Origin of the sequence: Cobetia sp. BMC6, assembly GCF_029991385.1 — a bacterium.
Classification (GTDB): domain Bacteria; phylum Pseudomonadota; class Gammaproteobacteria; order Pseudomonadales; family Halomonadaceae; genus Cobetia.
This window is the reverse complement of the sequence record NZ_JAKUMF010000013.1, coordinates 35633-58956: the sequence shown is the minus strand read 5'-3', so window position 1 is coordinate 58956 and position 23324 is coordinate 35633. Positions and strand designations below refer to the sequence as shown.

At 63.8% G+C, this 23324-nt stretch carries 16 protein-coding genes and 1 rRNA gene; 6 read left to right on the top strand and 11 right to left on the bottom strand.

Annotation, left to right across the window (positions count from 1 at the left end):
• The 3 genes from MKZ40_RS16200 to MKZ40_RS16190 all read right to left on the bottom strand — a co-directional run.
• Window positions 1-118 (bottom strand): 16S ribosomal RNA (locus tag MKZ40_RS16200); the annotation flags it as partial.
• A gap of 494 nt (window positions 119-612) precedes the next feature.
• Window positions 613-3555 (bottom strand): FAD-binding and (Fe-S)-binding domain-containing protein, encoded by a 2943-nt coding sequence (locus MKZ40_RS16195; RefSeq protein ID WP_254627217.1) that lies wholly within the window; start codon window positions 3553-3555, stop codon window positions 613-615.
• Between the two features lie 59 nt (window positions 3556-3614).
• Complete coding sequence (locus tag MKZ40_RS16190) at window positions 3615-5321, bottom strand: L-lactate permease (RefSeq protein WP_175090653.1); 1707 nt, start codon at window positions 5319-5321, stop codon at window positions 3615-3617.
• A 425-nt stretch (window positions 5322-5746) separates the two neighbouring features.
• On the opposite strand from MKZ40_RS16190, the gene MKZ40_RS16185 reads away from it, so the two are divergent.
• The 3 genes from MKZ40_RS16185 (at window position 5747) to MKZ40_RS16175 (ending at window position 10499) form a co-directional block, all read left to right on the top strand.
• Window positions 5747-6517 (top strand): FCD domain-containing protein, encoded by a 771-nt coding sequence (locus MKZ40_RS16185; RefSeq protein WP_054556318.1) that lies wholly within the window; start codon window positions 5747-5749, stop codon window positions 6515-6517.
• Between the two features lie 83 nt (window positions 6518-6600).
• Window positions 6601-8967 (top strand): ATP-binding protein, encoded by a 2367-nt coding sequence (locus MKZ40_RS16180; RefSeq protein ID WP_175090652.1) that lies wholly within the window; start codon window positions 6601-6603, stop codon window positions 8965-8967.
• Complete coding sequence (locus MKZ40_RS16175) at window positions 8964-10499, top strand: sigma-54 dependent transcriptional regulator (RefSeq protein WP_254627216.1); 1536 nt, start codon at window positions 8964-8966, stop codon at window positions 10497-10499. Before MKZ40_RS16180 ends, MKZ40_RS16175 begins: the two co-directional genes overlap by 4 nt.
• A 99-nt stretch (window positions 10500-10598) precedes the next feature.
• Here MKZ40_RS16175 and MKZ40_RS16170 read toward each other — a convergent pair whose 3' ends face one another.
• The 3 genes from MKZ40_RS16170 to MKZ40_RS16160 all read right to left on the bottom strand — a co-directional run bounded on the left by MKZ40_RS16170 (window position 10599) and on the right by MKZ40_RS16160 (window position 13704).
• Window positions 10599-11306 (bottom strand): metal-dependent hydrolase, encoded by a 708-nt coding sequence (locus MKZ40_RS16170; RefSeq protein WP_175090651.1) that lies wholly within the window; start codon window positions 11304-11306, stop codon window positions 10599-10601.
• Between the two features lie 315 nt (window positions 11307-11621).
• Window positions 11622-12164, bottom strand: coding sequence for a gamma carbonic anhydrase family protein (locus tag MKZ40_RS16165; protein WP_043335714.1), 543 nt, complete (start codon window positions 12162-12164; stop codon window positions 11622-11624).
• Between the two features lie 196 nt (window positions 12165-12360).
• Window positions 12361-13704 carry a sodium-dependent transporter gene (locus tag MKZ40_RS16160; protein ID WP_175090650.1) on the bottom strand — a complete coding sequence of 448 codons (1344 nt, stop codon included), beginning with the start codon at window positions 13702-13704 and terminating at the stop codon, window positions 12361-12363.
• A gap of 271 nt (window positions 13705-13975) precedes the next feature.
• On the opposite strand from MKZ40_RS16160, the gene prlC reads away from it, so the two are divergent.
• Both prlC and MKZ40_RS16150 read left to right on the top strand, forming a co-directional pair.
• On the top strand, window positions 13976-16024 hold the full coding sequence (gene prlC / locus MKZ40_RS16155) for an oligopeptidase A (protein WP_175090649.1): 2049 nt from the start codon (window positions 13976-13978) through the stop codon (window positions 16022-16024).
• A gap of 147 nt (window positions 16025-16171) precedes the next feature.
• The gene (locus MKZ40_RS16150; RefSeq protein ID WP_175090648.1) at window positions 16172-16423 is read left to right on the top strand and encodes a YheV family putative zinc ribbon protein; all 252 of its coding nucleotides are present in this window, start codon (window positions 16172-16174) and stop codon (window positions 16421-16423) included.
• A 105-nt stretch (window positions 16424-16528) separates the two neighbouring features.
• Here the strand turns inward: MKZ40_RS16150 and sodC are convergent, their stop codons facing one another.
• A complete protein-coding gene (gene sodC, locus MKZ40_RS16145) occupies window positions 16529-17098 on the bottom strand; it encodes a superoxide dismutase family protein (RefSeq protein WP_175090647.1) in 570 nt (189 codons plus the stop codon).
• Between the two features lie 159 nt (window positions 17099-17257).
• Window positions 17258-18109, bottom strand: coding sequence for a methylenetetrahydrofolate reductase [NAD(P)H] (gene metF / locus MKZ40_RS16140; RefSeq protein WP_175090646.1), 852 nt, complete (start codon window positions 18107-18109; stop codon window positions 17258-17260).
• A gap of 403 nt (window positions 18110-18512) precedes the next feature.
• Between metF and MKZ40_RS16135 the strand changes: the two genes are divergently transcribed.
• Complete coding sequence (locus MKZ40_RS16135) at window positions 18513-19442, top strand: AEC family transporter (protein ID WP_175090645.1); 930 nt, start codon at window positions 18513-18515, stop codon at window positions 19440-19442.
• Window positions 19443-19445: 3 nt separating this feature from the next.
• Here the strand turns inward: MKZ40_RS16135 and MKZ40_RS16130 are convergent, their stop codons facing one another.
• The 3 genes from MKZ40_RS16130 to MKZ40_RS16120 all read right to left on the bottom strand — a co-directional run bounded on the left by MKZ40_RS16130 (window position 19446) and on the right by MKZ40_RS16120 (window position 23279).
• Window positions 19446-20321, bottom strand: a complete 876-nt coding sequence (locus tag MKZ40_RS16130; RefSeq protein ID WP_254627215.1) for a UDP-2,3-diacylglucosamine diphosphatase — start codon at window positions 20319-20321, stop codon at window positions 19446-19448.
• Between the two features lie 178 nt (window positions 20322-20499).
• Window positions 20500-21672 (bottom strand): GGDEF domain-containing protein, encoded by a 1173-nt coding sequence (locus MKZ40_RS16125; protein WP_175090644.1) that lies wholly within the window; start codon window positions 21670-21672, stop codon window positions 20500-20502.
• A 335-nt stretch (window positions 21673-22007) separates the two neighbouring features.
• Window positions 22008-23279, bottom strand: coding sequence for a sodium:proton antiporter (locus tag MKZ40_RS16120; protein ID WP_175090643.1), 1272 nt, complete (start codon window positions 23277-23279; stop codon window positions 22008-22010).
• Window positions 23280-23324 lie beyond the last annotated feature (45 nt).

The window sequence follows — 23324 nt, the reverse complement described above, 5'->3', positions numbered from 1 at the left end:
TTACTCACCCGTCCGCCGCTCGACGCCTTCTAGCAAGCTAGAATCGTTTCCGCTCGACTTGCATGTGTTAAGCCTGCCGCCAGCGTTCAATCTGAGCCATGATCAAACTCTTCAGTTGAAAGCTTGACAGTCTGTTAAGCAGACTAAACTTGGCTCAGAGTCAAACTTCTCGTGAGAGGCTTGCTCCGATATTTGGTGACCTTATCACCACTCATCGGCAAGCGCTCACACGAATTACCTGATCAAATTTTTAAAGAGCGTCGCTGTGAAGCGAGGAGACACATTCTACCCGGAACGCTTGAGAAGTCAAGCACTTGATGATGAGTCAATCGACTGCCTCTAAGCATCATCAAGCGGTGAGGAGCATTGCTCGATCACCTGTTCCACAAGGAGTGCGGCGTATTCTAGCGAATCGCCCGGGGTTGTCAATCGATGATTTCGAAGCATGCTTCAAAAACATCAAGCAAAACAATTACCTGCAAACCTCTTTCACCGCTGGTGACGCCATGCGTCCCCGGCAGCGGATGCGTACTTTACGCACGAACCGCCGCGAGGGCAAGGGCTTTTTCAAGAGATTGTCATCAGGGCGTCATGCATCTCGAACACCTCCCATCACCTTGGTGCCGATGCTCTATCGACCAGACCGAGAATCGATTGATAGCTGAGTCCGGAGTGATCACTCAGCCCTATCTCGCAGGTGCGCGAATTGGAAACTCCGTAGTCGCAATCGGCCACTACCTCCTTCAGCCCCTTCAATGCCGAGGCATTGAGCTCCGGGGTACTGAAGCCCTTGTCGCCGGCGAAGCCGCAGCAGGTGATCTCTTCCGGTACGACGACTTCACTGGCGCACTGCCGCGCCAGCGCCACGAACTGCTCTGCCAGCCCCATGCGGACACTGGAGCAGGTGACATGCACCGCGACTCTTGCCTTGAGCGGTGTGATCGAGAGATAAGGCAATAGATAGTCGAGGACCAGCTGCACCGGCTCGACCAAGGTGAGCGACACTTCAAGATGCTCGCGCGCATAGGCCTGAGCCTGTGCCAGGCACGGGCTGGTATCACAGAAGATCGGCAGCCGTCCGTCGTCACTCGCCTCCACCAGCGCCGTTGCCAACTCGGCGGCCTTGGCATCTCCCGCCTCGAACTGACCCTTGGACTGGAAGGCCATCCCACAGCACAGCGCCTCCACCCCTTTCGGCAGCACGACCTCGAAGCCAGCCTTGTCCATCAAGGCCAGCGCCATCTCGGTGACACTGCGTGGATCGCGATCATCAGTAGCGACCCCGAAGACACGCGTGGCGCAGGACGGAAAATAGACGACGTGCCCATTCGGCGCCTCACTGCGACCCAAGGGTTGTGCCAGACGTTTGAGATACGGGCGCGGCGCGGCCGCCGGCATGCTGGGAGTCCATTGCTGCACCCTGTCACCGGACACCTTGCGAGCAGCCCGGGTCAGGCGACGCATGTTGCGCGTGCCGACGGCGCCATGCAGCCCATCCGCCAGCCTGAGCACCCCACGCATGCCACTGGTGACACGAGTGAAATGCTCTCCGGCCCACTGCGCCACCTTCACCTTGCCTGGATGATCGGCACCGGCGTTCTCTTCATGACGCAATCCCCGGATCAGATCACCGGTATTGATGCCGACCGGACACTGGGTCGCGCACAGGCCATCCCCCGCACAGGTCTCCATGCCCTGATAGGCGTATTCCTTCCTGAGCGCTGCCAGCTGGTCGCGCTGTGCATCATCCGGTGCCTCGAGCGCAGCCAGGCGAGCGATCTCCCGCCGGATGACGATGCGCTGGCGCGGCGTCAGGCTCAGATTCTTCGACGGACAGACCGACTCACAGAAACCGCACTCGATGCAGCGGTCCACCAGCGGGTCCGCTGCCGGCAGTGGCTTGAGGTTTTCCAGATGCAGGCGAGGATTGCGCGTCAGGATCACTTCCGGGTTGAGCAGGTTGTCCGGATCGAAGGCCTCCTTGATTCGCCACATCAGGGCATAGGCATCCTTGCCCCACTCAAGCTCTACATAAGGCGCCATGTTGCGACCCGTACCATGCTCGGCCTTGAGCGAGCCACCATATTCCTGCCCCACCAGCTGCGCGACGTCATCCATCAGCGCCTGATAGCGCTCCACCTCACCTTCGCGCTCGAAGCCCTGTGGGAAGACGAAGTGAAGATTGCCCTCCAGCGCGTGACCAAACAGGATCGCCTGGGAGTAACCATGCCGCTGGAAGACCTCCGTCAGCGCACCGACGCCTTCCGCCAGCCGCTCGATGGGGAAGGCGACATCCTCGATGATCACGGTGGTCCCCAGATCACGCACTGCGCCGACCGCCGGGAACAGGCCCTTGCGGATCTTCCAGTACAGCGCATAACGCTGCGCATCCTGAGTGAAGGCCCACGACTCGCAGGTCTCGATGCCTTCCAGCACGCGGCCCACCTCGGCCATGCGCGCCTCCAACTCCTGATGATGCGCGCCCCGCACATCCACCAGCAGCGCGACCGCCGCTTCCGGCAGGGTGCGCAACTCGTCCGGCATGCCCGGTGCGTCCTCGACGGAGCGCAGCGCCGCGCGGTCCATCAGCTCCACCGCCGCGACCGGAGCCGTCTTCAGCAACATGGTGGCGCGACAGGCTGCATCGATGTTCGGGTAGTACACCAGCGCCGCTGCCTTGTGCGGCTCCTCGATCACGGTGCGATAGGTAATGGAGGCGATGAAACCCAGGGTGCCTTCCGAACCGATCATCAGATGCTTGAGGATCTCGAGGCCATCGGCATAGTCGACCAGTGCATTGAGGCTATAGCCGGTGGTGTTCTTGAGGCGGTACTTGTGGCGGATGCGCTCGGCCAGCTCAGGGTCGGCGCGCACACTGGCCGCCATGCGCTCCAGCTCCGCCAGCAGGCCACCATGGCTGGCACGAAAGGCCTGCACACTCTCCGGCGACGCCGTATCCAGGCAGGTGCCATCGGCGAGAATGACGCGCAGGTCCTCGACGGTGCGATAACTGTTGTGTGCCGTGCCGCAGCACATGCCGGACGCATTGTTGGCCGCGATGCCGCCGATCATGCAGCTGTTGATCGAAGCCGGGTCCGGGCCGATCTTGCGCCCGAAGGGGGCCAGCAGCTGATTGGCACGCGCCCCGATCACCCCCGGCTGCAGGCAGATGCGGCTGCCCTGCTCCAGCACCTGCGCCCCTCGCCACTCGCCGCCCAGCTGGATGAGCACCGAATCCGTCAACGCCTGTCCGGACAGCGACGTCCCCGCCGCACGGAAGGTCACCGGCAGCTTGCGCGTCCGGCACTCGCGCAACACATGCCCAAGCTCCTGCTCGTCATGCACCCGCACCACCAGCTGCGGCACCAGCCGATAGAAGCTGGCATCCGTGCCGTAGGCCAGGGTGCGCAGCGGATCATGGATCAGGCGCTCACCGGGAATGTGCTGCGCCAACGCCTCGCGCAGGGCGTCATAGGCAGCAGCTCGCGCCTGGGGTGAGGCATGCCCGCCCATGGCAGGGTGAGCAGTGGAGTCAGGGGCAGCAGCGACGGTCATGGCCAGTCTCTTTAGTCAGTCAGGATGTCTTTCAGGGTATCAGTCAGCACGGATCACGCTTATGGCAGCAGCGGGTCACTCAGGCCCACCAGATGGAACGCCAGAATGCCCAGCACGCCGGAGGCCAATAGATAGTAGGTGGTCGGAATCGCCGTCATGCGCAGGGTACGTCCTTCACGCCCCAGCAGACCGACGGTCGCCGAGGCCGCCACGACGTTGTGGATGGCGATCATGTTGCCAGCCGCGGCCCCGACCGCCTGCAGCGCCACCATCAGCGCTCCCGACAGCCCGAGCTGGGCGGCGACGTTGAACTGGAACTGGGACAGCATCATGTTGGAAACCGTATTGGAGCCGGCGATGAAGGCCCCCAGCGCGCCGATGCCCGAGGCGAACAACGGGTAGGCCTGACCGAGGCTGTCAGCCACCACGTCCGCCATCACCACCGGCATGGACGCCAGATCGTTCAGATTGACGCCGGAGTTGATCAGGATGCGCACCATCGGAATGGTGAACACCAGCACGAAGCCGGCGCCGACCAGTGTGCGCCAGGATTCGCTGGCCGCCGCCACCAGCTGGCGAGAGGCCATGCGATGCAGCAACAGCGTGATCAGCGCCACGAAGACCATGATGCCGCCAGGCAGATAGAGCGGCTGTATCGCGCCGGAGATGCCGCTGGCACCCAGCAGGTCAGTGGCACTGAATTGCACGCTGACCAGCCAGCCCTTGAAGTCACTCGATACGCGCGAGGCGACCAGCAGCAACGCGATCAGCCCATAGGGCAACCACGCCAGCCACAGAGGCAGCGGCTTTCTGCCCGCCGCGGCGGCCTCGACGTCATCGCGCTCCAGCGTCAGGTCACCCAGCCAATGCCTGGGCCACTCGGCCTCGGGCGGAAAATCCCAGCTGTCCTTCGGCAATAGAAAGCCGGCACGCGCCGCTGGCACCACGAGGATCAAGCCGACCAGAGCGCCGATCAGTGACGGGAACTCCGGGCCGAGGAAGATACCTGCCGCCACGTAGGGCAGCGTGAAGCACAGGCCGGCGAACAACGCGAACGGTGCTATCGACAGCCCCTCGCTCCAGCTTTTCTTCGCCCCGAAGAAGCGCGTCATCATCACGGTCATGAACAGCGGCATCAGCAGGCCGACGATGCCATGCACGATGGCGACTTCCGAGGTGATCAGCTGCAGGAAGGCCTCCCAGCTGGAATGGTTCGCCAGCAGCTGCTCACCGAGATTGGCCTTGTCGAGGCCCGCATTCACGCCGATCACGATCGGCGTGCCCACCGCCCCGAAGGATACCGGCGTCGACTGGATCATCATGCCCACCATCACCGCCCCCAGCGCCGGGAAGCCGATGGCGACCAGCAACGGCGCCGCGATGGCCGCAGGCGTCCCGAAGCCGGAAGCCCCCTCGATGAAGCTGCCGAACAGCCAGGCGATGATGATGGCCTGTACGCGGCGGTCGGGACTGACGGTGGTGAAGGCGCCGCGGATTACCGCGATCGCCCCGGAATGCTTGAGCGTATTGAGCAGAAAGATGGCGCCGAAGATGATCCACAGCACCGAGACGGTCACCATCAGCCCCTGCAGCGTGGAGGCCAGAATGCGCGTCAGCGACATCTGCCACACGAAATAGCCGATGACAGCGGTGACGAGGAAGACCAATGGCATGGCGCGACGCGCGGGCCATTGCAGACCGACGAGCAGGATGCCCGCCAGCAGGATAGGGGTGAAGGCCAGCAAGGCCAGCAGTGGCTCGGACATGACGGAAACTCCGCAGGCGAATTGTTGTGATTGTTGTCTGGCACGGCAGTGAAGGACTCGGGGGTTGGCGCACCCTTGGGTCAGGCCTTCCGATAAATTGGTAATACCAATTTACCCTGATGTGCTTCGGCATAATCTAGGCGTCGCCTCGAAAGGGGTCAAACATCATGTCGCATAAGGTATCTAGACATTGGTCAAAGCATCTCTATTGCGTAAAATTGGTATTACCAATTATTGATAGTCCTCATCTCCCACGCGAGGCGTGGTTATCACACATATTGGTAAGACCAATGTCGGCTGTGGCGTGGAATGCCCACGGGCCACACTGATCATCGGCAGCGCCGCAAGCACCCCTCTCTTGCCTGCCGCACTCTGGCCTTCCAGCGTTCGGCGCCGCCTTTCACCTTTGCCGCAAGGACACTTCCATGCGTTACGCCCCCGTCCGCCAACCCCGTATCGCCGATGTACTCACCGAACGCCTCGAAAGCATGATCATCGAAGGCAGCCTGAAACCCGGCGAGCGCCTGCCACCCGAGCGCACCTTGGCCGAGCAGTTCGAAGTCTCGCGCCCCTCCGTGCGGGAGGCCATCCAGAAACTGGCCGCGCGCGGACTGCTAACCTCACGTCAGGGCGGCGGCACCTATGTCTCTGAAGAGCTGGCGCGCGCCTGGTCCGACCCGCTCAGCGCGCTGCTGGGTCGCCACGGTGAGTTCAATCTCGATCTGCTGGAATTTCGTGATGCGCTGGAAGGCATCAGCGCCTACTACGCCGCCATGCGCTCCACACCTGCCGACAAGGCAATGCTGCGCCAGCGCTTCGAGGACCTGGAGAAGAGCTTCGAGGGACGTGACCCAGAGCGCGAAGCCGGTGCCGATGCCGCCTTCCACCTCGCCATCGCTGAGGCCGCGCACAACGTGGTGCTGCTGCACTCGATGCGCAGCCTGTTCCAGTTGCTGGAGAAGAGTATCGTGGCCAACCTGCGCCACCTGTTCGAGAAGCCGGAATCACGCCCGCGCCTGATCCAGCAACACCGCAGCCTGTTCGAGGCGATCATGGAAGGCCGCGCGGAAGATGCGCGCAACGCCGCCCATGAGCATCTGGTCTTCGTCGAGGATTCACTGCTGGAACTGGAACGCGCCGAGACTCGTGCCCAGCGCGCCTTGCGCCGTGCCCAGGCGGCGCCGGATGGCTCATGACATTCAGTCATGACGCCCTGGCTGAACATGAAGTTCCGGATAAGCAGCGCTTGAGATGAGGGCCTGAACATGAAGGCTTGCCGATGAAGGATACGCGCCTGCCCCAGCTGTGGCGTCTCGTACTGGCGGTAGTGCTACCGCTGGGGCTGATGCTGTGCGTGTGGCAGGCGGTCTCGATGGCGCGCAGCCAGGGGCTGGAGCGCCTGGGGCATGAGGCAGACAACGAACTGCGTCTGACTGCCGCCAGCCTGCGCGGCCAACTGAATCGACACGCCTATCTGCCCAGGCTGGTGGCAGAGAATGACCAGCTGCGCGACTTTCTGGATCACCCTGAAGATCTCAGCGCGGAAGTGGCGCTCAATCAGCGCCTGGACCGCATGCGTGAGCTGGCCGGCATCTCGGACCTCTATCTGGTCGATGACACCGGCACCACCATCGCCGCCAGCAACTGGCGCTCCGCCAACACCTTCATCGGCCAGAACTACCGCTTCCGCCCCTACTGGCAAGACGCCATCAATGGTGGCGAAGGCCGCTTCTACGGGCTGGGCACCAGCTCCGGTGAGCGCGGTTACTTCTTCAGTGCCGCCGTCACCAGCCCGCAGGGGCGACGTGGCGTGGCCGTGGTCAAGGTGCAGATAGAGGCGCTGGAGGCGGCGTGGCTCGACCAGAATGCCGACATCATGGTCACTGATCCGCATGGCGTGATCTTCATCGCCAGCCAGGCGCAGCGGGTGCTGCGCACGCTGGAGCCACTCAGCGAGGAGACACGCAACCGACTGCTCGATACCCAGCGCTATGCCAATCAGCGCCTGCGTCCGCTGCGCCTGCATCATCGCGAGGCGCTGCCAGAGCTGCTGGGCTCGCCCCTTGAGTCGCGCCGCGACACGACCTCCATCGAATTGTTGCAGCTGACACCGGGGGATCTCTGGCAGCACGCCTGGTTGAGCCTGTCCCAGCCACTGCCGGATATCGGCTGGCGCCTGCATGTACTCAAGCCACTGGCTCCGCTGCGCAGCGGTATCTGGCAGACAGCCGGTCTCGCGGCCGGTGGCTATGCCTTGCTGTGTCTGCTGGCAGGGCTGGGCTGGCAGCGACTGCGCATCCTGCGTGAGCGTCGCCTGTTCGCCGAGCGCGAGCGCCAGAATCTCGCCAGCAGCCAGCAACGGGTGCGCGGCATCATCGACCGCACTCAGGCTGGCCTGTGTATCCTCGATGAGCGGGTGCGGCTGGTGTATCTCAATCCGACGGCCATCGCGCTGTTCGGCTCGCCCTTGAGCGCCGACACCTCACCGGAAGACTCAACCCGCCAGCCCAGCGCCCGCGAAGGGCGTGATCTGCGCGAGCTGTTCCTGCCGGCCGAGCGCCACCTGCTGGACCGCCTGACCCAGGACCGCGCCGTCGGGCCGCTGGAAGTGCATGGCCTGCGCGAGGGAGTCGCGGTACCACTGGAGCTTTCCTGCTCGCCACTGCCCAGCCCCCATGGTCCACGATGGCTGGTCACGGTCTTCGATGTCAGCGAACGCCGTGCCCAGGCCGAGCAGCTCGCTCAGGCACGCGATGCCTTCGAGCAACGGGTGGTCGAGCGTACCCGCGACCTCGCCGCCAGCAACACGCGCCTGAGTGCCGAAGTCGAGGAGCGCACCCGCGCCGAACGCGAGCTGCGCGAGACGCGTGATGAATTGATCCAGACCGCCAAGCTGGCGGTGCTGGGGGAGCTGGCCGCCGGCATCAATCACGAGCTCAATCAGCCTTTGGCCGCCATCCGCGCCTATGCCGAGAACGCGACTGCCTTCCTCGCTCGCGCCCAGACCTCCCAGGTCGAGAGCAACCTGCGCCAGATCACCGAGCTGACCCAGCGCATGGGCGAGATCAGCGCGCAGCTGCGTCAGTTCTCACGCAAGAGCGGTGACCGTCTGGAGGCCATCGACCTCACCACCAGCCTCGACTATGCCCTGCGCCTGCTGCATGCACGCTGCGAGGCGCTCGGCGTGACCCTCATTCGCGAAGCGGGTCCAACGCTGGCCCAAGTGCGCGCCGAGCCGGTGCGTCTGGAGCAGGTATTGGTCAACCTGATCGGCAATGCGCTGGACGCGCTGGCCGACATGCCCCCCGAGCGCACGGAGCCCCCCAGCATCCAGCTCGACCTGCATGAGAAAACGGGCAGCGCCGGTGATCAGGTCGTGCTGGAAGTCCACGACAACGGCCCCGGCCTCGAGCCATCGCAACTGGTGCGCGTGTTCGAACCCTTCTATACCCAGCGCGCCGACGGCCAGGGGCTCGGGCTGGGGTTATCGATCAGCGCGCGTATCGTCGCCGACCTCGGCGGCACCCTCGAGGCGCACCCCTCGCCGCTGGGTGGCGCACTGTTCCGGCTGACGCTGCCGGCGCTCTCGATGCCCTCACAACCCCCGATGCCACCCACCGCCAACCATTCACAGGAGCCGTCATGAGCGACGTCACGAATACCGACATGCAGGTGCTGGTGGTGGATGACGAACCGCACCTGCGCGACAGCCTGAGCCAGAGCCTGATGCTGGCCGATTACCGCACTCGCCCGCTGGCCAGTGCCGAGCAGGCGCTGGAAATCCTGCGCGCCGAGGCGCCCTTCGAGGGTGTGGTGATCACGGACATTCGCATGCCGGGCATGGATGGCCTGAGCCTGCTGCACGCGGCACATGCCGTGGATGACGAGCTGCCGGTGATCGTGATGACCGGTCATGGCGACATCGATACCGCCGTCGCGGCCATGCAGGCCGGTGCCTGGGATTTCATCGAGAAGCCCTTCGATCGCGAGCGCATGCTCGATGGCGTACGGCGCGCGGTGGCCGCCCGCCGGCTGGCACTGGAGAACCGCTCGCTGCGCGAACAGCTGGATACCCAGCGCAACAGCGCCGGCCCCAGGCTGGTGGGCAGCAGTGACCTCATGCAGCGCCTGGATGCCCAGGTTTCACGCCTGGCGGCAGTCGATGCCGACACCTTGCTATATGGCGAGACCGGCGCCGGCAAGGACCGTGTCGCCCGCTGTCTGCACGAGCGCAGCGCCCGCGCCAGCAAGCCCTTCGTGGCGCTCAACTGTGGCGGCATGCCGGAGACATTGATCGAGTCGGAACTGTTCGGCCACGAGAAAGGCGCCTTCACCGGTGCCAGCGAGCGCCGCATCGGCAAGCTGGAACACGCCGACGGCGGTACCCTGTTCCTCGATGAGATCGAATCGATGCCGATGTCGTTGCAGATCAAGCTGTTGCGGGTGCTGCAGGAGCGCAGTATCGAGCGGCTCGGCAGCAATACGCCACGCCCCATCGACATCCGCGTCATCGCCGCCACCAAGCGGGATCTACGTGAAGCGGCCAGCGCCGGCGAGTTTCGCGAAGACCTCTACTACCGCCTGAACGTGGTCACGCTATATCTGCCGCCACTGCGCGAGCATGCCGAAGATATCCTGCAACTGTTCCGGCACTTCGCGATTCTGGCCAGCGAACGCACCAGTCTGGAAGTCCCACCGCTGGACGCCACCACCCTGCAGGCACTGCTGGCGCATGACTGGCCGGGCAACGTGCGTGAGCTGAGAAACTGTGCGGAGCGTCATGTGCTGCTGGGCGGGCTGGAAGGCAACATCGGCGACAGCATGGCGGAAGGGCGACCGCTCACCACGGGCACGAGTAGCCCGGCCGTGAACAGCACGGAAGCCGCAAGAGAGGCGGACAGAGAAGGCATCACCACCGGCACGTGCGAGCGGGATGCATCAGGAGCATCGAGGGAATCAGGCGAGCTGGGGGAACTGGAGCACAACGTGAAGGCAGCCACGCAGGCGCAATCGCTGCCGCAGCGCATGGAGGCGTTCGAGGCCGCGCTGATTCGCGAAGCCCTGGCGGCCAGCAAAGGTCAGGTGGTGATGGCCTGCGAACGGCTGGGGCTGCCGCGCAAGACACTCTACGACAAGCTCAAGAAGCACGGCCTGAGCGCCGAGCCCTATCGTGGTTGAGGCATCGTGCCTGATGCACCACAACAGAGGCATCACAACCAAGGCATCACGACCAAGACAACGCAACGGAGATTCGCGCCGGTCTTCAGCCAGACAGCATCAGACGCCGGCCATCAGCCGCGACAGGCCTTCGCCGAACACGGACAGCGGCCCCTGCAGATGCATGATGTCCACCAGCACCGAAACGGGCGGCAGCCAGGGCGTCATGGCGGCGATCACCGCCACCATCGCCAGCGAGTTGCCCGGCTCACGATAATCGAACAGCTTGAAGGCGGTACCGAAGCTGCGCTTGAGGCGTGCGCCGACCATGTCGACGCTGTACATCTCATCGAGCAACAGGTGGATCATGGCGCCGAACAACAGGGCCGCGCCCTGCCACCAGGCCTGCTCTTCACTCTGCCCCAGTACATGCAGGCTGGCGGCCGTCACGCCCAGTGAGCACAGCAGTGACGCGAGCAGCGAGTGCCAGATACCGCGGTGGACGGTGAAGCGCTTGAAGATGGCGCTGGCCACATAGCGCACGCCCAGATAGGTGGCGCCGCCCGCCATCATCAACGGCCCCGCCAGCAGGCGGTCCTGCAGCAGCAGCACGCAAGCCATGGTCGCCAGTACCGCAAACAGCGTGAACAGGATCCGGATGGCGCGCGAGTTGTCGGAGTCGATATCCGGCAGGATACCGCCGAAGGTGGTCAGACTCGCCAGCGGAACCCCCTCCGCCAGCGACCACAGGCCGCCCTGCCAGCCCGCCGCCGCGACGATGCCGCCGGCAAAGGCCGCTACGGTGATATGGGTACGAAAATTGGCCATGAAATACGGGTCGCGAGCCCTCGACGATGTCACTGGACCAGACGCCACACGCCGGCACTGGATATACGTCCAGATTATGACGCAAGCATTTCATGAAAAACAATGGCTTGTCCTGGTTTGTGCGCGCCACTGCCATCTCTGCCTTCTAAAGCTCGTGGAAAAACCGATCCTGGCTTGTGGAAAATCCGCCCCTGGCTTGCGGAAAATTTGCCCCTGACTTGCGAATAATCCGGCTCTGAAACGAGCACTCCCCCGCTGGCCTGAGCCAACGGGGGAGTGATCATTGCTGCGTCTGCCACTCTCCGCGAGGAAGATTCAGTCGACGTAGTCTTCGGCCAGATGCTGATCCTTCAGCTTGACGTAGTTCACCGCCGAATAGGTGAAGAACTCACGCTCACTGTCCTTGATGGGGCGCAGTGCCTTGGCCGGGTTGCCGGCATACACATGCCCGCCCTCGAGACGCTTGCCCGGCGGCACCAGCGCACCCGCCGCGATGATGACTTCATCTTCCACCACCACGCCGTCCATCACGATGGCGCCCATGCCGACCAGTACGCGGTCGTGAATGGTGCAGCCATGCAACACGGCCTTGTGACCGATGGTGACGTCATCGCCGATTTCCAGCGGATAGCCACCCGGATTGAAATCACTGGCGTGAGTGATATGCAGTACCGCGCCATCCTGCACACTGGTGCGCGCGCCGATGCGGATACGGTGCATGTCGCCGCGAATCACCGCCAGCGGCCATACCGAGCTGTCATCCCCGAGGGCGACATCACCCAGCACCACACTGGCCGGATCGACGAAAACCCGCTCGCCCAGTCGCGGCGTCAGGCCCTTGAAGGATCTAATGCTCATGCCTTGCCTCCTGAATTAGGCATCCAGCCTACTGCGCCAAACACCGGGATGCCAATAGCGCGACGGCCTGACTCGCGTTGCGATGTTTTCGCCCCCCGTCCCGACGCCCCGCTTTCAGGCTCGACATGCCCTGCGCATCGCCCCACGCCTGGCGCCGACTCAACGCCAGATTCACGCACCGATGGCACAAGCGGGCTTACTTGAAGAAGCTCCAGCCCAGCACGACGACGACCAGCGGAATCGAGACCCAGCGCAGTACCCAACGCCAGGTGCGGAAGAAGCCACGCGATGTGCCGAGGCCAGCCAGCGCACGATTCTGCGGCATCACCCAGGCCGCGAAGATAGCGATCAGCAGCCCGCCGATCGGCAGGAAGAAGTCCGGCGGAATCGTCGTCACCGCATCGAAGACATTCATTTCGCCCAGCACGTGCACGTCCTTGAGGCTCGAGAAGGACAGCACCGACAACAACCCCATCGCCCACACCGAGACACCGACCGCCAGTGCCGCGTGGCGACGCTTGAGGCCCCAACCCTCCAGCACCTCGACGATGGGCTCGGCGATGTTGATCGAGCTGGTCCAGGTCGCCAGCAGCAACAGCAGGAAGAACAGCGCCAGCAGCACGCTGCCGCCCGGCAGATTGGCGAAGGCGATCGGCAGGCTGACGAACATCAGGCCGGGGCCGGAGGCCGGGTCCATGCCCTGGCTGAAGACCGCCGCGAAGATGGCGATACCCGCCAGCAGCGCCACACCGATATCCAGCGCCGCCACGGCGATCGCGGCCGTCGGCAGACTCTGGCGCTCCGGCATGTAGGCGCCGTAGGCCATCAGTGCACAGGCGCCGACCGCCAGCGTGAAGAAGGCATGTCCCATGGCATTGAGCATCACGTCCAGCGTGATGGCACTCGGGTCGGGCATGAACAGCCAGCTCAGCGCGGGGCCGAAGCCGGGCGTGCTGATGCTGTAACCGGCCAGCGCCAGCAACAGCACATAGAGCAGCGGCATCATCAGATTGTTGAGGCGCTCGAGCCCGGAAGAGATGCCGGCGGCCACCACGCTCATCGTCATCAGCATGAAGACGGTGTGGTTGAAGGTCATCGTCACCGGGTCTTCCAGGAAGGCACCGAAGGTAGCGCCGATCTCCGGTGGGCTCATGCCGCTGAAGTCACCCTTCAGCGAATCGACCAGATACTCGATCGACCAGCCCGACACCACCGAATAGAACGACAGGATGAAGAACATGGTGATGGCGCCGAACAGCCCCAGCCAGCGCCAGTGCGGGGTCCGGCCACCGCTGACGGCCAGATGGACCAGCGCCTGCATCGGTCCGCGACGTCCGGCGCGCCCGATCATGATCTCGGCCATCATCACCGGCAGGCCCAGCAGCAGCACGAAACCGATATACAGCAGCAGAAACGCGGAACCGCCGTTCTCGCCGGTCATGTAGGGGAAGCGCCAGATGTTGCCCAGCCCTACGGCGGCGCCGGTCACGGCCAGAATGAAGGCTCGGCGACTGCCCCAGCGTTCGGTGGTTTCGCTCATGTCTGCTCTCGTGGTTTCGGTACGGGGGAAGGATACAGGCCCCACTCGGGGGCCAAGGCCAGCAAGATAGCAGCCGTACCGGCCTCGGCCAATGCGACATGCGCGTGGCAGCGCCCGCCTATCGAGGCGATAGATTGAATAACACGCGCCGAGGCCTCACATTCTAGGTATCCCCGCGGCAGCGGTGACGCCGTTTTCACGGCGCAATCGATGCGCAAGTTCTCCTTTACCGCTCACCGCTGCCGCCCACCCGAATGACGCGAGGTACATGATGTCGATCAATCCCCTGCTGGAACGCAACACCCTGCCCCCCTTCGACACCCTCAAGGCCGAGCACGTCGAGGACGCGATCAGCGAACTGCTGGAGCACAACCAGCAGGAGATAGAGCGCCTGATCGAGGCCACCCGCGATGACACGCGCTGGGACAACTTCGCCGCGCCGCTGGAAGCGCTGGGTGACCGCCTGAGCCAGGCCTGGTCGCCGGTCTCGCACCTCAACTCGACCATGAACTCGCCCAAGCTGCGTGAGGCCTATCAGGCCTGTCTCGCCAAGCTGTCGGCCTACTCCACCTGGGTGGGTCAGAACAGCGACCTGGCCGCGGCCTATCAGCGCCTCGCGGACAGCGATGAGTTCGCAAGCCTCGATGAAGCCCAGCAGAAGGCGATCACCAACAGCCTGCGCGACTTCCGCCTCGCCGGTGTCGATCTGCCGCAAGACAAGAAGCAGCGCTACGGCGAGATACAGGCGCGCCTGTCCGAGCTCTCCAACACCTTCTCCAACCATGTGCTGGATGCCACCCAGGCCTGGCACAAGGATGTCGACGAAGAGGCACTGGCGGGCATACCGGAAAGCGGCCTTGAAGCGCTCAAGGCCAATGCCGAAGCCAAGGGCCTGGAAGGCTATCGCATCACCCTGGACTTCCCGAGCTTCTTCCCGGTGCTCAGCTATGCCGACAACCGCGAGTTGCGCGAGGAGGTCTACACTGCCTTCGTCACGCGCGCCTCGGAGAAGGGCCCCAACGCCGGTGAGTTCGACAACGGCCCGGTGATCGAGGAGATTCTGGCCCTGCGTCAGGAGCTGGCCGCGCTGATCGGCTTCGACGACTACGCCTCGCTGTCACTGGCGACCAAGATGGCCGACTCGCCGACGCAGGTCATCGCCTTCCTGGATGACCTCGCTACCCGCGCCGTGCCGCAGGCGCGTGAGGAGTTCAACGAGCTGGCGGCCTACGCCACCGAGAGCCTCGGCATCGACGACCTGCAGCCGTGGGATGTCGGCTATGCCAGCGAGAAGCTGCGCGAGTCGCGCTACGCGATCAATCAGGAGCAGCTGCGCCCCTACTTCCCGGCGCCGCAGGCCATCGACGGACTGTTCGAGGTCGTCAACCGCCTCTACGGCATCACCTTCAAGCAGCGCGACGTGCCGGTCTGGCACGAGGACGTCAGCTACTACGAGGTCATCGAGAATGACACCCCGATCGCCGGCTTCTATCTCGATCTCTACGCGCGTGAAGGCAAGCGAGGCGGTGCCTGGATGGACGAGTGCCGCGTCCGTCGTCGCCGCGAGGATGGCAGCCTGCAGTTGCCGGTCGCCTACCTGACCTGCAACTTCACCCGCCCGGTGGGCGATCGCCCGGCGCTGCTGACCCACGATGAAGTGGTCACGCTGTTCCACGAGTTCGGTCACGGCCTGCATCACATGCTGACCCGTCAGGAAGTCGCCGAAGTCTCCGGCATCAATGGCGTGGCATGGGACGCCGTCGAGCTGCCCAGCCAGTTCATGGAAAACTTCTGCTACGAGCGTGAAGGACTGGATCTGATCGCACGTCACGTGGACACCGGCGAGCGTCTACCCGATGACATGCTCGAGCGCCTGCAGGCAGCCCGCAACTTCCAGGCGGCGATGACCATGGTCCGCCAGCTGGAGTTCTCGCTGTTCGACTTCCGCCTGCATCATGAGCTCGACAAGCCGTCGGCCAGCGATGTCCAGGCGCTGCTCGACGAGGTGCGCAGCAAGGTCGCCGTGGTGCCGGCGGTCGAGTTCAATCGCTTCCAGAATGGCTTCAGCCATATCTTCGCCGGCGGTTACGCTGCGGGTTACTACAGCTACAAGTGGGCCGAGGTGCTGTCGGCAGACGCCTTCAGTGCCTTCGAGGAAAGCGCGGTCTTCGATACCGCCACCGGCCAACGCTTCCGTGACGAGGTACTGGCACGCGGTGGCTCGCGTGACGCCGCCGAGCTGTTCCGCGCCTTCCGTGGCCGTGACCCGCAGGTCGATGCCCTGCTGCGTCACTCCGGCATCGGTGCCCAGGCGGCCTGATCTCGCCCCGTCTCGTGATGGCGCAAGCCTGACCACGAGCCGCTGACCATGCGCCCCTGACCTTTACCGGTCGGGGGCGTATCATATGGCGCATCATCCGCCCGAGGCGGGATTGCCAGACCTACCCTGACCCTGACTGGAGGCACCATGTCTACCATCAAGCGCTTCATCGCCGGTGCCGTCTGCCCGCGCTGCGGAGCAATGGACCGCCTGCGCACCTGGGAGCAGAACGAGACCCGCTACCGTGACTGCGTGTCCTGCGACTTCTTCGAACAGCAAGCCATCGAGGAGCCGCCGACCCTCGCCGAGATTTCCACGCGCGTGAGCGAGCCCCGCGAGACGCCGGCGAGCGATGAGGTTCAGCCGGTGCGCATTCTGGATCCCGGCAAACTGCACTGATATCTGCTGTATCACTGCGACATGAAAAAGCCCCGCCAATTGGCGGGGCTTTTTCATGTCATCTCGGCAGGTGGTTCAGTTGACCACAGGCCAGTCGACCACACATCAGTCAACTACACCGCAGGCAACGCGCGAGCCGCCACCGCCCAGCTTGGGCGTATCGGTGTAGTTGTCACCCCCGGAGTGGATCATCAGCGCATGGCCGCTGAGATCGTTCTCCTTGAGGCGCGGTGCCAGCACCGGCAGCGAGATCTTGCCATCGGCATCGACACTCAGCGCCGGAAGGTCACCGAGGTGGCCATCACCGTAGGGGCCCTGGTGGGTACCGGTCTCTTCTGGATCGAAGTGGCTACCTGCCGCGGCGGCGGCGACGGTCTCGCCATCCTTCTCAGCCGGTTCGCAGCTGGCATTGGCATGCAGGTGGAAGCCGTGGATGCCGCTCTCGAGCCCCTCGATCTTCGGCGTCAGCAGCAGACCGTCATCGGTATCCTCGGCCATGACACTGCCGACGGACTCACCGACGCCATCACTGCTGACGCGATGCATTTCCACCTCGGTGGCTGCCTGGGCGACACCGCCGAACAACCAGGCGCCGAGCGCCACCGTCGCGGCGGTCTTGAGGGGCTTTCTGGAAGAGGGCGTAAAGGATGCCGTGTGCTGTGTCTCGTGATTCATGAGCAATCTCTCCATCACTGAGGCCGGCGTCACTGCCGACGCCTTGAGTGGCTTGCGGGCCGCTGTCACTAGCGGCTACCCATCAGACCTCAGGGCGATCGACGTCACATTCAATGCCACTCTTCCAATGACTTGCCGTGCACACCCGGCGCACGTGACTCAACGAGAAGCGATACCCAGATTTTCCAGCACCTTCAGACACGGCTCGGCCTGGTTGAGGGTATAGAAGTGCAGGCCCGGTGCGCCGCCATCCAGCAGACGCTGACTCATGCGCGAGATCACCTCGGTACCGAAGGCCTGGAGGCTCTCGCTGTCATCGCCATAGCTCTCGAGCTGGCGGCGGAGCCAGCGCGGGATGTCCGCACCGCAGGAATCGGAGAAGCGCGCCAGCTTGGTGTAGTTGGTGATCGGCATGATCCCCGGGATGATCGGCTGCTCGATGCCGGCGGCACGCGCGCGCTCCACGAAGTGGAAATAGGCATCAGCATTGAAGAAGTACTGGGTGATGGCGATATCGGCGCCGGCCTGCATCTTGCGCGCGAAGTTCTCGAGATCGCTATGGTAATTGTTGGCCTGCGGATGGCACTCGGGATAGGCCGCCACCGCGATCTCGAAGTGATCGCCGGTCTCCTCGCGCACGAACTCGACCAGCTCGTTGGCGTAACGCAGCTCGCTGCGCGAGCCCATCCCGGAGGGCAGGTCCCCGCGCAACGCCACCAGGCGCTTGACACCCTGCTCACGATATTGCGCCAGGATCTCACGCAGCTCACCGCGGTCGCTGCCGACACACGACAGGTGCGGCGCGGTGCAGATGCCGCTGGCGCTGACCGACTGCACGGTGTTGAAGGTACGCTCACGCGTGGAGCCGCCCGCGCCATAGGTGACGGAGAAGAACTCCGGCTCCAGCGCCGCCAGCTGATCGCGAACCCCCTTGAGCTTTTCACGCCCGGCCTCGGTATTCGGCGGGAAGAATTCGAAGCTGATCCCTGACGGATGTTCGCTTGCACTCATGGGGCGGCCCTCGTGGTCGTCGTGTCCGGCATTGATGTCGTTATCGCCGCACACTTCGCGGTGTGCGTGCAGCAATACACGTCCGGTGCGTCACGCCACCGCCCTTGCACTGCATGTCGAGCATTCTGACCGCCGCCGCCGACCCCGGCCAATGAAAGGTTTTCGCCTCAACTTCAATGCCATTCATATAAGAAAGTGCGTGTTTATAACCATTGCTGACGGTGGCATCCTGCTCCTCAGTCCTGCCCCTCACCAGCCGCGCAACCACGCGACCCAAAGCCTGATGCGCGACCCAAAGCCTGATGAAGGAAAGGCGCAATGAGTGACATTCATGGGATGACGCTGACAGGGGCCACACGGCATGATGAACCAAAAGGACAATGACGCTTCACAAGGAACCGTGATGGACCACATCGATCTGCAGCAACCGCTCTGGATGCTGATCACCTTCGTCGCCCTCGGCGCCCTCTGTGCACGCCGCCTCGCGATCGATCCGCGCCCCATCGCCACCTTGCTGATCTATGTGATCGCGCCGCTGACCTTCTTTCGCGGGCTGGTGCTCGGCGAGCCATCGCTGAGTGATCTGGGCCTGACGCTGGGGCTGTTCTCGCTGGCCAGCAGCATCTGCCTGCTGGTGCGCCCGCTGGCCGCGAGATTCTTCCCGCCGCAGGAAGCTGCCCTGCTCGCCTTCTCCTCGGGCACCGGCAATACCGGCTACTTCGGCCTGCCGGTCGCGATGCTGTTACTGCCGCCGGAAGGCGTGACCCAGTACCTGTTCTGCCTGCTCGGCATCACGCTGTATGAATTCACGCTGGGCTTCTACGTCAGTGCGCGCGGGCAGTTCTCGATGCGCCAGAGTCTGGTCAAGATCGTGCGTCTGCCGCTGATCTACGCCTTTCTGGCCGCTCTGCTGGTAGGGACACTGGGCCTCGAGGTACCGGGGGCGGTGATGGAGGGACTCGACTACTTCAAGTACAGCTACACGGTGCTGGGCATGATGATCATCGGCATGACGCTGGGCGGTGTCAGCCTGCGCGAGATCGACCCGCGCTTCATTCTGGCCGCGACCGGCCTGCGCTTCGTGATGTGGCCGCTGCTGAGTCTGGGCAGCGTGATGCTGCTGGGCAGCCTGTTCGCCCTCGACCCGGTGCTGGCGCAAGTGTTGCTGCTGCTGGGCGTGGTGCCGATGGCCGCCAATGTGGTCGTGCTGGCCATCGAGCTGAATATCCAGCCGGCCAAGGGCGCGATCGCGGTGATGCTGACCACCCTGGCAGCGCCGTTGATCATCCCGCTGTATCTGTCATGGATGCTGGCGATCAGCGGCCTGGGGTGAGGCTCAGGCGCCGGCCATCCCGGGCGTGACAGCGTCGGGCGTCGTGGCCGGCGCCTGACGCGGCATCAGATGGCGCGGCGCCGTCTCGAGGATCTGCCCCTGCCAGTCGATCAGGTGCAGCGCGCCTTCGGCATCTTCTGCCAGCGCGGTGCAGTGCTCGACCCAGTCACCGTCGTTGCAGTAGAGCACGCCTTCCTCAACCCGGAAGCCCGCCTGGTGGATATGCCCCCCGACATAGCCATCCAGCCCTTCGAGGCGCGCCTGGCGCATGGCGGCTTCCTCGAACTGGGCCACGTAGCGCTGGGCGGTACCGCTGCGACGCTTGAGCGCGCTGGCCAGCGACCAGTACGGCAGCCCGAACATGCCACGCGCGCGATTGCACCAGCGATTGAGCGACAGGATGAAGCCGTGCATGCCATCGCCCAGCTTGAGCAACCACGGCGCGATGCGCACATGGGTGTCGAATTCATCACCGTGGGAGACCAGCAGGCGACGACCGCTGCCGGTGGTATGGATCGCGCGCCGCTCGATGCTCACATTGTGCAGCTTCAGGCCGCACAGGCGACGGAAGGCGGCATCATGATTGCCGGGAATATAGATGACCTCGCAGCCGCTGCGCGCCAGACGCAGCACCCGCGCCACCAGTGCCTGCTGGTCCTTGTCGAGCACCGCACGCTTGCGCATCGCCAGCAGGTCGACGATATCGCCGACCAGATACAGGCGTTCCGGGCGCACGCGACGCAGCAGTTTCGCAAGCAGCGCCGCCTGGCAGTCCGGAGTCCCAAGATGCACGTCGGAGATGAACAGCGTACGAACCTGACCGAGAGCGTCGGAAGCAGGCGACATTTCAGCATGGGGAGCCGATTGCAAAGCGGTCATGTCAGTCACCTCCGGGTTGCCAGGCGGAATCGACAGGCGAGGCCCAGATGGCCCCTGTCGTTGCCCAGCAAGACTGAGGGGAGGCGATGACATACCCGTAACAGCGACATGAAAAAGCGATGACAGCCATGGCCATCAATCACTTGCGGCATTGATTAAGGGAAGTTCGCGGGCTTTCTCACGCCTGAGGGTCCTTGGCGCCCGCCATGGCCCGCCGCCGAGCGCGCTTCTGACGATACATGCGGTCATCCGCGATATGGATCAGATCATCGACATCCACATCGCCCTGCAATACCGGGTCGTGGGTGACGCGCCCGATGCTGACCTCGACCGGGAAGGGGATTTGCTGCTGCAGGCGTTGCTCCTGAAGATGGCGCATCAACTGGGTCGTCGCCTGCTGGCTGGCCATATCACAGGCTCCGGGCATGACGACCAGGAATTCATCGCCGCCCAGACGGCATGCCAGTCCGTCTTCACCAGCCGCCTGGGCGACACTCCGGGCCACCAGCTGGATCAGGCGATCACCCTCGGCGTGCCCGAAGCTGTCGTTGACGTGCTTCAGGCGATCGACATCCACGAACAGGATCGACATGCATTGCCGAGTGCTCGTGCTCTCGGCCAGCATCCGCTCGAGAAAATCCAAGCCGAACCGGCGATTGGGCAGCTCCGTCAGCAGATCATGATTGGCACGGTATTCCAGCTCGTTCTGCTGGATGAGCAACCGCTGATTCATGTCGTGCAATTCGAGATTGCGCGCCTCCAGTGTGCGCTGCAGCCGGATGGTGCGATGGAAGGTCGAGGCGCGGGCGTGCGCCAGTGCCGGCGCTATGAAGAGGGTGCCCAGGATGTAGGCACCGCCCGCACCGGCCAATGTCGTCAACGACAAGGGACTCAGCCACAGAAAGATGGGCACATAACACACTATCAGCGGCAGGCTGCTGGCCAGCTGGTAGCGCCAGCCCCACACCAGCCAGGCGGGCATGGCGATCAGCATGCAGGTCGAGAAACTCAGGTTCCACAACGTCAGCGTCAGCGCATCCGGAATCAGCGCGGCCCCGAAGCAGAAGAAAAGATTGGCGGGTATCGCCCCGGCCAGCAAGATCTTGTCCGCGAACACGTCGCCGCGGCGCAGCTGGAGGATACATAGCAGACAGCAGAGGAAAATGATCAGCCGCCCCACCCACAATGCCTGCCAGGCAGACGGCACCTGGAAATAGTCAAACAGCAGGAAGCAGGCGAAGCACGCCATGGCGAACATGATGAAGGTATTGTTGATTCGCGTGCGATAGTGCTGCGCTTCGATATCCGAACCGTCCCTGCCCGGCAATATCAGATGTTCATGAAGCGGCATGTTCCATCCTCGACACTCGGTAGCATCAGCCAATGTTACACCGCGTACAGAGCACACCTCACTGCAATAAAGAGTTGATCAGTAAACGCAAGATTACCGTCTGCCTGATAGAACAATGTGGGGTGTCATCAGGCTGGCCAGGCGAGGCAAGGACGAAGAGGTGTCGGCAATACGAACGCGCCGGCAACACGAACGAAAGCGCCCTGCTGTCGTCATCCTCCTCGATGGCGACAGCAGGGCGCTGAAGGTACAGCCAGGTCACGGCCAGTCATTGCAACCAGACATCCGGGCTGGTCGCTGCCACTATCGTGGCGTTTGCTTTGGCCGACTCTGACTCAGCGCTTGTCGTTCGACTCTTCCGAGTGGCTGCGATCGCCGACCACCGCCGTCACCAGCTTGCCGATGCTCAACCCCTGCACGAGGATCGAGAACAGCACGATGATGTAGGTGGTGACCACCAGCGGCTCGCGGTAGTCGCCTTCGGGAATTGCCAGTGCCAGTGCCACCGAGATGCCGCCGCGCAGACCGCCCCAGGTGAGTACGCGCGTGGTGCCGGGACGGAAGGTGTACCAGCGGCGCAAGAGGCTCAGCGGCAGGCCGATCAGCGCCAGGCGCGAGAGCAGGATCACCGCCACCAGCACCAGCGCGATGCCGATCGAGGTCAGCGTGATCGGCATCAGTACCAGCTCAAGCCCGATCAGCACGAACAGCACCGCGTTGAGAATCTCGTCGACCAGCTCCCAGAAGCCGTCCAGATAGCGGCGGGTGTTGTCAGACATGGCGCCATCACGCGCCATGTTGCCGATGATCAGCCCCGCCACCACCATCGCGATGGGGCCGGAGACGTGCAGCGCCGAGGCCAGCGCGTAGCCGCCCAGCACCAGCGCCAGACTCAGCATCACCTCGACCTGATACTGGTCGATGCTGCGCATCAGCTGATAGACCAATGCGCCCAGCGCCAGCCCGAGCAGAATGCCGCCGCCGGCTTCCTCGAGGAACAGGAGTCCCATGTGGCCGAGTTCGACCTCGCCGCTGCCGGCCGACGCCGCACTCAGCAGCGCGGTGAACAGCACCACCGCCACGCCATCATTGAACAGCGACTCGCCGACGATGCGGATCTCCATATCGGCAGGTGCGCCGGCACTGCGCATGATGCCGAGCACGGCGATCGGGTCGGTGGGCGAGATCAGCGCACCGAACACCAGACAATACAGGTACGGCACCTCGATACCGGCCCACTGGAACAGCCACCAGGCGGCGGAGCCGATCACCAGCGTCGAGATCAGCACGCCCAGCGTGGCCAGCAGCCCGATGGAGCGCCGATAGGCCTTGAGGCGCGAAAGATCCACGTGCAGCGCGCCGGCAAACAGCAGGAAGGACAGCATGCCGTCCATCAGCAGGCTGTTGAAGTTGATGCGCCCCAACCAGTCTTCCGCGGTATCGGCCACGACGGTGGTCACCGCGAAGTGATCGAGCCCGATCACGCCCAGCGACAGCACCAGACCGATGGCCATCACGCCGATGGTCGGCGGCAGCCGCAGGACGCGATGATTGAACCACATGCATACGGCAGTGATGGTGATGAACAGTGCAGCGAGATTGAGCATCCGAAACGGTCCTTTGCAGTGGCGCCGATACCCCTGATGGCATGA